Consider the following 11,029-nt stretch of genomic DNA (forward strand, 5'->3'; position numbering starts at 1 on the left):
CCTCATGGCAGCCGGCCCGCGTGCCCGGGGTCGGCCAGCGGCGCGAGGAGGTCCCCGTAGCGCTGGAGGCGCGGGGGGATGTCCGCCATCAGGAACACCAGCCGGCCGGGGTGGCGGCAGGCCTCGACCTCCTCCCACGTCACGGGGGTGGAGACGGCCGGCGTCCGGCGGGCGCGCAGCGTGTAGGGCGCCGCGGTGGTCTTGGCGGCGGCGTTCTGGCTGTGGTCGACGAACACCTTGCCCGGGCGCAGGGCCTTGGTCATCCGGTGTACGACCAGCGCGGGCAGCTCCGCCTCCGCCTCCACGGCGAGGGCCTTGGCGTAGGCCGAGACGGCCCGGGACGGGGTGGGCTCCAGCGCGGCGTACAGGTGCAGCCCCTTGGAGCCGGACGTCTTCGCGTACGAGCGCAGCCCGTCGGCCGCGAGGCGCTCGCGCAGCCACAGGGCGGCCCGGCAGCACTCCACGACGGTGGCCGGCGGGCCCGGGTCGAGATCCAGGACCAGGCGGTCGGCGACGGCCGGGGAGTCGGAGCGCCACTGCGGGGTGTGGAACTCCACGACCAGGTTCGCGGCCCACATCAGCGAGGCGAGGCTCTCGACCATCACCTGGTGGGCGTCCTTGTCCTCCGTACGGGGGACGGAGACGGTCGTCACCCAGGTGGGGGTGCCCGGTGGCGGGTTCTTGGTGAAGAACAGCTGTCCGTCCGGGCCGTCCGGATAGCGCAGGAAGGACAGCGGACGGTGGTGGAGGTGGGGGAGGAAGGCCTCGGCGGCCACGGCGTAGTAGTGCAGGATCTCGCCCTTGGTCGTCCCGGTGGCGGGATAGATGACCTTCTCCAGGTTGCTGAGCGGCAGGCGCCGCCCCTCCACCTCCGTGATCGGCGTCATACGATGAGAATCCCACGATTTCGGGACGAAAGGGATGAAACGTGCGATCCATATGGAACGGTGCGATTTCTTTTGGGTTGGTCAGCATCCCTATCAAGCTGGTGAACGCGACCGAGAACAAGTCGATCTCCTTCCGGCAGATCCACGTCGAGGACGGCGGCCGTGTCCGCTACCGCAAGGTGTGCGAGCTGGACGGCGAGGAGCTGTCGGCCCCGGAGATCGGCAAGGCGTACGAAGAGGCCGACGGGACGATGATCCCGATCACCGACGAGGACCTCGCCGCGCTGCCGCTGCCCACCGCGAAGACGATCGAGATCGTGGCGTTCGTGCCCGCGTCGGAGATCGATCCGCTCCAGATGGACGCCGCGTACTACCTGGCCGCCAACGGCGTGCCGGCGGCCAAGCCCTACACGCTGCTGCGGGAGGCGCTCAAGCGGAGCGAGCGGGTGGCCATCGCGAAGTTCGCCCTGCGCGGGCGGGAGCGGCTCGGGATGCTGCGGGTCGTCGACGACGTCATCGCGATGCACGGGCTGCTGTGGCCGGACGAGATCCGCACCCCCGAGGGGGTCGCCCCGGACACGTCCGTGACGGTCCGCGAGGCCGAACTCGACCTCGCCGACGCCCTGATGGACACCCTCGGCGAAGTGGACATCGAGTCGCTGCACGACGACTACCGGGCCGCGGTGGAGGAGCTGATCGCGGCCAAGGCGGAAGGCGCGCTGGAGGTGCCGGCGCCCGCGGAGGAGCGGCCCCAAGGCCAGGTCATCGACCTGATGGCGGCGCTGGAGAGCAGTGTCCGCGCGGCCAGGGAGGCGCGCGGAGAGGGCGAGCCGGAGGCGTCGGTCACCGAACTCCCGAAGACCCGCAAGAAGGCGGCGGCTTCCCGCCGCAGCGCCCCGGCCGCCCCCAAGGAGGCGGGCGGGAAGAAGTCCACGGCGAAGACCGCCGCGAAGAAGGCGGCCGCACCGGCCCGCAAGTCCACGTCGAAGACGGCGTCGGGCGGGAAGCAGGCGGAGAAGGCGACGGCGAAGAAGACGACGGCGAAGAAGGCGGCGGCGAAGAAAACGACGAAGAAGGCGACGCCCCCGCGCAAGCGCTCGGCCTGACCCGGGTTACGGCCCCCCGACGCGGCCGGGCGGCCCCCGGCGCCCCGGCACGGCCGCGGGGCACTGCCCGCGCGAAGTGCGTGGTCCCCACCAGTGGGCGTTGTGTGCGGACCCCTCGCGCGGTGTCGCGAGCTGGGGGTGCGCCCGGTGCCCCGCCGCGGCACGGGGTGTTGACGGCGCGAAGTGCCGTCAACACCCGTGGTCGTGGTGCGCCGGGGGCCTGGTGTCGTGTGAGCGGGCGAGCCCCCGGAGTCCCGTCGCGACCGGGTACGCCGCGGGCGTCTCCGCGGTCGCGTTGAGCGCCCGGCCCCGGTCGGTGCCGGTGTCGTGCGGCGGGCGGCGTTGCCCGGGCGGTTCCGGTCCGACGCCGCGGCGGGGTCATGGGCCGGGGCTGCCCGGCGTTGGGCGCCATGTGTTCGTCCGGGCAGCGCGTCGGCGCGACGCCCGGGGGTGCTTCGGGGGCGGCGCCCCGGTGTCCGGCGGGGGTCAGGGGCGGTGGAGCAGGGTCGTCAGGACCGAGTCGAGGTAGGCCGGGTTCGCGGGGAGGGCCGTGGGGACCGCATGGGTGAGCTGGGTGTGGCCCAGGTAGGTGGTGTAGGCCAGCAGACCGCGGTCGGCGGCCTCGTCCGGGGGGAAGCCCAGCTCCTCGAAGAGGTGGGCCACATAGCCGACCCGGCGCTCCGTCACGCGCCGCAGGACCGCGGCGACCTGGGGGTGGGCGGCGGTGGCCAGCAGCGAGACCTCCAAGGGGTCCTCCGCCGCCGCCGCGATGGCCTCCCGGAACAGCATGCGCAGTCGGCGTTCCGGGTCCGGCTCGCTCTCCATGGCGGTGATGATCGCCTCCGTGCCGACCTCCTCCCACCGTGTGAGCGCCGCCTCCACGAGGGCGTCCCGGTTGGCGAAGTGCCAGTAGAAGCTGCCTTTCGTCGTGCCCAGGCGGGTGGCGAGGGGTTCCACCGCGACGGCCGCGAGGCCGCCCTCGCCGATGGCAGCGAGCGCCGCGTCGGCCCAGTCCGAGGCGGTCAGTCTTCTGCGGGCCGGTCGTTCGCGCTCCATGGCCGTACGGTACCGTACGGTGGAACATACGCTCCCGTACGGAGGTGTGGAATGCGCAGGGTACGGAACGTCCACGAACGCGTCGTCGACGCACCCGCCCACGAGGTGGGCGCTCTCCTCGACCTGCTGGCCAGCGACCACGACCCGCTCTTCCCCGCTCCCGCCTGGGCGCCCATGCGGTTCGACCGGCCGCTCGGTGCGGGCGCCGACGGCGGGCACGGGCCCGTCCGCTACAGCGTCACGGCGTACACCCCCGGCCGCTCCCTCACCTTCGGCTTCACGGCCCCGGCGAACGGCCACCACCGGCTCACCGTCGAGCCACTCGGCGACCGGCGCTGCCGCCTCACGCACGTCCTCGAGCAGCGGCAGACAATGGCCGAAACCCTTCTGTGGACGCTCGGCGTCCGCTCGCTCCACGACACGACCGTCGAGGAGCTGTTCGACAACGCGGAGCGTGCCGTCACCGGCACGGCCGCCCGCCCCGTCACTCGCACCCCGTGGGTGCGGCTGCTGCACCGCCTCGGCTACGCGTGGCCCGTCGCCGCCGAACCCCCCGAGGCCGCCCGGCTCGCCCGGCACGCCTTCGACCGCACGGACTTCACCGATGCCTGGCGGCTTCCCCTCACTCCCGGCATGCCCCGCGACCCGCTCGCCTGGCGCGGTGTCCTGCCCTTCCCCGTCGTGGCCGTGGGCGAGAGCGAGCTTCTCCTCGGCAAGGACGCCGGGCACCTGGACTTCCGCGCCTCCGTGCTCCTCGGCGACGACCACGTCACCCTCACCACTGTGGTGCGGATCCACCACACCCGTGGCTGGCTCTACTTCGCCGCCGCCCGCCGCGGACACCCGTTCCTCGCCCGGCTCATGCTGCGCCGCGCCCACCGCCGTATCGCCCTCGCCGCGCCGACGGCGGGGGACCGCCACCACGGACGCGCCCGGAAGATGCCTGCACCGGACAAGTAGGCTGCCTGTAACCGGCTTCGTCAGAAGGAGGAGTACGCGTGAGCGCGTGGATACGGAACTTCCACCCCACACCCGGAGCCCGTGTCCGGCTGATCTGCTTCCCGCACGCGGGCGGCGCCGCGGTCGCCTACCACGCGCTCTCCGCCGCGCTCGGCGACCGGGTCGAGACGCTGGCCGTGCAGTACCCCGGCCGACACGACCGGTTCGCCGAACCGCCCCTGGAGGACATCGGCGCACTCGCCGACGCCTGCCGGGCCGAGCTCGCCCCGTACACGGACGCCCCGTTCGCCCTGTTCGGGCACAGCATGGGCGCGTCCGTCGCCCACGAGGTCGCCCGGCTCCTCACAGAAGACGGCACGCCGCCCGCGGTGCTCCTGGTCTCCGCGCGGCAGGGCCCCGCGCTGCCCTGGCCGCCGGAAGGCACGCCGCCGCCCGGGGATTTCGACGACGACTGGGTCCTCGGCCAGGTCCGGCTCCTCGGCGGCACCCACGAGATGCTCCTCGAACACCCCGGCCTGCTCAACCTCGCACTGCCCGCCCTCCGTGCCGACTTCCGCGCCGTCCACGCCTACCGGCGCCGTCCCGGCCCCGGGCTGAGCTGCCCGGTCGTCGCGCTCACCGGCGACCGCGACCCGCGCGTCGACGTCGACGGCGCACGCGCCTGGGAGGCCGAGACGAGCGGTCCGTTCGCCCTGCACGTCCTGCCCGGCGGCCACTTCTACATCGAGGAGCAGCTGCCCGACGTGGTCAAGCTGATCGAGGCCGCACTGCCGGAGTGAACGCCACCGGCAGCGTGCTCACGCCGTGCACGAAGTTCGACGCGAGCCGTTCCGCCGGGCCCGTCACCTCGAACGACTCCGCCTGCGCGCGCAGTTCGGACAGCATCGCCCGGATCTCCACCCGGGCGAGCTGGGCCCCCAGACAGAAGTGCGGCCCGAAACCGAACGTGACGTGCCGGTTCGGGTCGCGGGACACGTCGAACACGTCCGGATCGGTGAAGGCCTCCTCGTCGAAGTTGGCCGACGCGCACCACAGCGTCACCGCGTCGCCCGCCGCGATCCGCACCCCGCCGAGCTCCGTGTCGGTGGTCGCCGTGCGCCCCACGTGGGCGACCGGCGTCGTCCAGCGCAGGATCTCCTCGGTGGCCGGCCCGACCAGCTCGGGGGCGTTGCGCAGCCGTTCCCACTGGTCCGGGTGGCCGGCCAGGGCCAGCAGCCCGCCCGCCATCGACAGCCGGGCGGTCTCGTCGCCGCCGATGATGAGGTTGTAGCAGTTGAGGAGGACCTCCTCCTCGGACAGCGGCCGCCCGTCGACCGTGCCGTCCACCAGCAGACTGATGATGTCGCTGCCGGGGACGTCCCGCCGTTCGGCGGCCAGCCGCAGGTAGTACGTCATGATCTCGCTCCGGGCGATCCGCACCTCGACCGAAGCCGCTGCGCCGGTATCGCCGGACGTGGCGGCCTCGCCGAGCATCGCCGCGTTCGTCAGCTCCAGCACCCGTGCCCGGTCCGCCGGCGGCACGCCGAGAAGCTCGCAGATCGCCCGCAGCGGGACTTGCGCCGCCACCTCGGCGACGAAGTCCCCGCGGCCGCGCGCGACCGCCTCCGCGAGCAGGGCGCGCGTGGAGCGGGCGATCGAATCGGTGACCGGCCCGAGCTGCCGCGGGCCGAAGCCACTGTTGAGCAGGCGGCGCAGAGCGCCGTGCCGTGGCCCGTCGGTGACCACCAGCATCTTCCCCGCCCCGCGGTCCCGCCCCTGCAGCAGGGTGTCGAGCATGTTGCCGCCCTGCGAGGAGAACGTCGCGGTGTCGCGCAGCGCCCGCTGCACATCGGCGTGCCGGGTGACCACCCAGAAGCCCGGCAGGGCCGCGCCCCGCGCGGGGTCGACGGGCTGCCAGCGCACCGGCTCGCCGCGGCGCAGCTCCCGCCACAGCCCCCGCAGGTCCCGCCTGCCGTGCACCCGGGGGTCGAGCAGATCGACCGTCACGTTCGTCCCTCGGCCTCGAACTCGTCCAGCAGCGCGTCGAGCGAATCGTCACCGGCCCGGGTGGCGACGATCCGGGCCGCCATCTCGCCGAGCGTGAGCTGCTCCAGGAACAGGTCGATCGGCACGTCGACGCCGAACTCGTCCCGCATGCGCCCCACCAGGTGGACGGCGGTGAGCGAGTCGCCGCCCGCCGCGAAGTACGTCCGGTCGAGGTCGGCCGGCTGCCCGTCGAGGCCGAGCGCCTCGCACAGCACGTCGGCGACGGACGCCGCCAGGTCCTCTCCGGCCGCCACCGGCGTACCACCGGCGGGCGGTGCTTCGCCGGGCGCCGCGTCCCCGGGCCCGGCCGGCCCGGGGAAGAGCTCCGCGGGCACGGGCTCCGCCGACCGTGCGGTCGGCAGGGACAGGGCGCCGTGGCTCTCGGCCGCGAACGCGTGGGCCGGCCGGCTCACCCGCCGTACCGCGCCCTCCGGGCGCTCGGGCGCCTCCGCCAGGACCACATGCACGTTCGTGCCGCCGATGCCGACCGACGTCACGCCCGCCAGCCGCGGTCCGTCGGCGGGCCGCGGCCACGGTGCCGCCTCGGTCACCAGCCGGAACGGCGAGGAGTCCGTCCGCAGTCCGGGATGCTCGCCCGTGATGTTCACGGTCGGCGCGAACATGCCGTTCTCCAGCATCAGCACCGACTTGACGAGTGCGGCGGCACCGGCCGCCGCGTCCAGATGGCCGATGTTCGACTTGACCGAGCCGAGACCGATGCCGCGGGCGCCCGCGAACGCCGCCCCGGCCGCCGCCAGTTCGATCCGGTCGCCGAGCTCGGTGCCCGTACCGTGCGCCTCCAGGTACTGGGCGGCCGCCGGGTCCAGGCCCGCCGCCGCCCAGGCCTCGGTGATCGCCGCCGACTGCTGGTCCACGCCCGGCGCGGTGAAACCGACCTTCGCCGCGCCGTCGTTCGTCACCGCCGTGCCCCGGATCACCGCCCGCACCGGGTCGCCGTCCGCGAGCGCGTCCTCCAGCCGCCGCAGCACGACCACCCCGACGCCGTTGCCCGGCACCGTGCCCGCGGCCTTCTCGTCGAAGGGCCGGCACCGGCCGTCCGGTGAGAAGATCCCGCCCTCGTGGTGGATGTAGCCGCGCCTGCGGACCGTGTCCACGGACACCCCGCCGGCCAGCGCGGTGTCGCACTCGCCGAGCAGCAGGGCCTGCGCCGCCAGGTGCACGGCCGTGAGCGAGGTCGAGCAGGCCGTCTGGACGTTCATGCTCGGACCGTCGAGACCCAGCCGGTACGACACCCACGACGCCAGGAACTCCCGGTCGGTGAGGATCCGCACCTGCACGGCGCCGATCCGCGCCGCCAGTTCCCGGTCGGTCGCGGCGGCGAGCATGTGCTCGGTGGGGGAGCCGCCGACGTACACGCCGGTGCGCGCGGGTGCCCGCCGCGGGTCGTGACCGGCGTCCTCCAGCGCCGCCCACGCCGTCTCCAGCAGCAGCCGGTGCTGCGGGTCCAGGGCGGCGGCCTCGGTGCGGTTGAAGCCGAACAGCCCCGCGTCGAAACGGTCCGCGTCCACCAGGAAGCCCTTGGTGGGCACATGGCCGGGGTGGCGGACCTCCCGCTCGTCCGCGCCGTCCGCGAGAAGCTCCGCCTCGGTGAAGTCGGTCAGGGAGCAGACGCCGCCGCGCAGGTTGGCCCAGTAGGTGGCCAGGTCGGGGGCGCCGGGGAAGCGCCCGCCCATACCGACGATCGCTATCGCACCCTCGGGCACGTCGGTCATCGTTCACTGCCTTTCCGGTTGCCACGCAGTCGCTGCGCGGTGGCGGCCCGGCGGGAACGGCGGTCGCCGCCCCGCGAGACCGCGGCCGTGTCCCGCGAGGAGCGGGTGGTTCGGTCGAGGTGGGCGGCGAGCGCGCGCACGGTGGGGTGCCGGAACAGGTCGACGAGGGACAGGGAGTCCTCGTCGTGGCGCTCCCGCAGCGCCGCCAGCACGGCCAGAAGCCGTACCGAATTGCCGCCGAGGTCGAAGAAGTTGTCGTGGACGCCGACCCGGTCCACGGTCAGGACGCGCGCCCACACCCCGGCGACGTACGCCTCGGTGTCACCGGCGGGCGCGGTGTACGCCGCGGCCAGCTCCGGGCGGGTGGCCGGCGGTGCGGGCAGCCGGCCGCGGTCGATCTTGCCGGACCGGTTGAGCGGCAGCTCGTCGAGGCGCACGAAGACGTCCGGCACCATGTAGCCGGGCAGCCGCTCGGCCAGCCGGGCGCGCAGCGCCTCGTCCGGGGCGGTGCCGACGACGTACGCCACGAGCCGCTGGTCGTGCACGGCCGCCGCCGCGACGGTGACGTCGGGGGCGCCCGCAAGCAGCGCCTCGACCTCACCCAGCTCGACGCGGAAACCACGCAGTTTCACCTGGTGGTCGGTGCGGCCCAGATAGTGCAGCACCCCGTTCGCGTCGATGCGCCCGAGGTCGCCGGTGCGGTACATCCGGCTGCCGGGCGGGCCGAACGGGTCGGCGGTGAACCGCTCGGCGGTCATGCCCGGCCGGCCGATGTAACCGCGGGCCAGGGACGCCCCGGCGACGTAGACCTCGCCGGCGACACCGACGGGCACCGGCCGCAGCCGCGCGTCCAGGACGTACGTCCGGGCACCCGGCACGGCACGGCCGATGACCACCGGCTCGCCCGGGTGGAGGTCGGCGGTGGTGGCGTAGACGGTCGCCTCACTGGGCCCGTACGCGTTGACGATGCGCCGCCCCGGAGCCGCGAGCCGCTCCACCAGCTCGGCGGGGCAGGCCTCGCCGCCCACGGCCACGGTGCGCAGCGCCGGCAGGGCGCCGCCCGCGCCCGCAGGCAGCAGCATCGCCGCCGACGGCGGCAGGAAGACATAGCTGATGGCGGAGTCCCGCAGCCGCGCGAACAAGGCGTCGCCGAGCCGTTCCTCCTCGCGTGCGATGTGCAGTTCGGCCCCGGCCACCCACGGGAAGAACAGGTCGGACACGGCGACGTCGAACCCGAACGACACGAACTGCAGCACCCGGTCGCCCGCCGTGACGGGGAAAGCCGGGCGCACCGCGACGGCCAGATTGACCAGCGCCCGGTGCTCGACCGCCACCCCTTTGGGCACGCCGGTGGACCCGGACGTGTACAGCACATAGGCGAGGTCCCGCGGACCGGGAGCGGCTCCGGGGTCCTGCGGTGCGGCTCCGGGGTCCTGCGGTGCGGTGCCGGCGTGCCCGAAGGCGTGCGGGCCCGCGGCCGGGTCCATGGCCACCGACGGCACGTCCACCCGCAGGACGGCGACGCCGAGCACCTCCGCCGTGGCGGCCGTTCCGGCGGCGGTCAGCAGCAGGGCCGTGCCCGAATCGCCGACCATGTACCGCAGACGGGCCGCAGGATGGGACGGGTCCAGGGGGACGTAGGCGCCGCCCGCGCGCAGGACCGCCAGCGCCGCGACCGCCATCTCGGCCGAGCGCGGCAGCAGCAGTCCCACCCGGACGCCCGGGCGGACGCCGGACGCCCGCAGCCGGGCCGCCAGGGCGTCGGCGGCGGCCAGCAGCTCGCGGTACGTCAGGCGCACGTCGCCGCAGACCAGGGCCGTCGCGTCGGGCCGCTCGGCCGCCCGGTCCGCGACCAGATCGGGCACCAGCCGGTCCACGCCGGCGGCCGCCGAGGTGCGGTCGGCCGCCGCCAGCACCTCGGCGCGCTCCTCCTCGCCGACCGCGTCGATCAGCGACAGGGGCACGTCCGGGCGGGCCAGCACACCGTCCAGCAACGTCTGGAAGTTCCGCACCCAGGCGCGCACCGTCGCCGCGTCGAACAGCTCGCGGCGGTGGATCAGCTGCGCCGAGAGGTCCGCGCCCCACCGTTCCACCTGAAGATGCAGATCGAACTTGGCCGTGTCCAGGTCCAGCGGAACCCGCGTCACCTCGCAGCCGGCCAGCTGAAGCGCCATCTCGGTGTCGTCGTCGTACCCGAACACCACCTGCACGACGGGGTCGTGGCTGGTTTCGCGGGCCGGTGCCACCGCGTCCACCACCGCCTCGAACGGCGCCTCCTGGTACGGCGCGCCGGCCAGCAGCCGCTCCCGCAGCCGCCCCACCAGCTCGCCGAACGCCGGGTCACCGCCCAGATCCACGCGCAGCGCCAGGGTGTTGGTCAGCATGCCGACGAGGTCCTGGAGCTCCGGCCGGTCCCGGCCCGACACCGGGAACCCGATGACCAGGTCCGTACGGCCCGACAGCCGCGCCACGAACGCCGCGTACGCCGCGAACAGCGCCATGAACGGTGTCGCCCCGTGCTCCTGTGCCACGGAGGCCAGGCGCTCCCGCACGTCCCGGCCCAGGGTGAACCGCTCCGAGCCGCCCGCCGCCGACCGCACCGCGGGCCGCGGCCGGTCCAGCGGCAGCGCCACCGTCCCGGGCGCCCCGCGCAGCCGGCCGGCCCAGTGCGCGACGGCGTCCGCGTACGCCCCGGCCGCCATCCGCTCCCGCTGCCACGCCGCGAAGTCGGGGAACTGCAGGGGTAGTTCCGGCGGATCATAGGGCTGATCCTTCAGCCGTGCCTCGTACGCCGCCGCCAGCTCGCGCAGGATCACCTGCAGCGACCAGCCGTCGCACACCAGGTGGTGGGCGACCAGCAGCACCCGGTGCGTGGCCTCGTCCACCCGGCACACGGTGGTGCGCAGCAGCGGTCCGGCCGCCGGGTCGAACGGCCGCGCCGCCTCGGCCCGCATCCGCGCGTCCGCCTCGGCCGCCGGCACGACGCCGTCCTCCACCCGCAGCGCCGCACGGCCACGCGCGGACACGATCTGGACCGGCGTGCCGTCCGGGGCGGTGCGGAACACCGTGCGCAGCGACTCGTGCCGCGCCACCAGGGCGTCCAGGGCGAACCGGAAGGCCTCCCGGTCGAACGGCCCGCGCACGTCGAACGCCGCCGGCACGTTGTACTGGGCGGACCCGGGGTCCAGCTGGTCCAGCACGAGCAGCCGGCTCTGCGCGTCCGAGACCGGGAACTCGTACTCCTCGTCGTCGGTCATGTGTG

8 protein-coding genes are annotated in these 11,029 nt (G+C 74.5%); 3 read left to right on the forward strand and 5 right to left on the reverse strand.

Annotation, left to right across the window (positions count from 1 at the left end; all coding sequences use genetic code 11):
• Positions 1 to 2: 2 nt before the first annotated feature.
• The gene (ligD, locus tag ACY34K_RS05475) at positions 3 to 887 is read right to left on the reverse strand and encodes a non-homologous end-joining DNA ligase (protein ID WP_462744277.1); all 885 of its coding nucleotides are present in this window, start codon (positions 885 to 887) and stop codon (positions 3 to 5) included.
• A gap of 41 nt (positions 888 to 928) precedes the next feature.
• Here ligD and ku point away from each other — a divergent pair, with 41 nt between their 5' ends.
• A complete protein-coding gene (gene ku, locus ACY34K_RS05480) occupies positions 929 to 1,993 on the forward strand; it encodes a non-homologous end joining protein Ku (RefSeq protein ID WP_462744279.1) in 1,065 nt (354 codons plus the stop codon).
• Between the two features lie 486 nt (positions 1,994 to 2,479).
• Here ku and ACY34K_RS05485 read toward each other — a convergent pair whose 3' ends face one another.
• Positions 2,480 to 3,049 (reverse strand): TetR/AcrR family transcriptional regulator, encoded by a 570-nt coding sequence (locus ACY34K_RS05485; protein WP_462744281.1) that lies wholly within the window; start codon positions 3,047 to 3,049, stop codon positions 2,480 to 2,482.
• Between the two features lie 51 nt (positions 3,050 to 3,100).
• Here ACY34K_RS05485 and ACY34K_RS05490 point away from each other — a divergent pair, with 51 nt between their 5' ends.
• Both ACY34K_RS05490 and ACY34K_RS05495 read left to right on the forward strand, forming a co-directional pair.
• Entirely contained in the window at positions 3,101 to 4,009 is a 909-nt protein-coding gene (locus ACY34K_RS05490; protein ID WP_462744283.1) for a DUF2867 domain-containing protein, read from the forward strand.
• Positions 4,010 to 4,047: 38 nt separating this feature from the next.
• On the forward strand, positions 4,048 to 4,788 hold the full coding sequence (locus ACY34K_RS05495) for a thioesterase II family protein (protein ID WP_462744285.1): 741 nt from the start codon (positions 4,048 to 4,050) through the stop codon (positions 4,786 to 4,788).
• Here the strand turns inward: ACY34K_RS05495 and ACY34K_RS05500 are convergent.
• The 3 genes from ACY34K_RS05500 to ACY34K_RS05510 are packed head-to-tail and all read right to left on the reverse strand — an operon-like array spanning position 4,757 to position 11,024.
• A complete protein-coding gene (locus ACY34K_RS05500; protein WP_462744287.1) occupies positions 4,757 to 5,995 on the reverse strand; it encodes a cytochrome P450 in 1,239 nt (412 codons plus the stop codon). The two genes, ACY34K_RS05495 and ACY34K_RS05500, sit on opposite strands and share 32 nt — an antisense overlap.
• Positions 5,992 to 7,767, reverse strand: a complete 1,776-nt coding sequence (locus ACY34K_RS05505; protein WP_462744289.1) for a beta-ketoacyl synthase N-terminal-like domain-containing protein — start codon at positions 7,765 to 7,767, stop codon at positions 5,992 to 5,994. Before ACY34K_RS05505 ends, ACY34K_RS05500 begins: the two co-directional genes overlap by 4 nt.
• Complete coding sequence (locus ACY34K_RS05510; protein WP_462744782.1) at positions 7,764 to 11,024, reverse strand: non-ribosomal peptide synthetase; 3,261 nt, start codon at positions 11,022 to 11,024, stop codon at positions 7,764 to 7,766. Before ACY34K_RS05510 ends, ACY34K_RS05505 begins: the two co-directional genes overlap by 4 nt.
• Positions 11,025 to 11,029: the final 5 nt, after the last annotated feature.

The organism is Streptomyces sp. STAM6 (genome assembly GCF_054963715.1).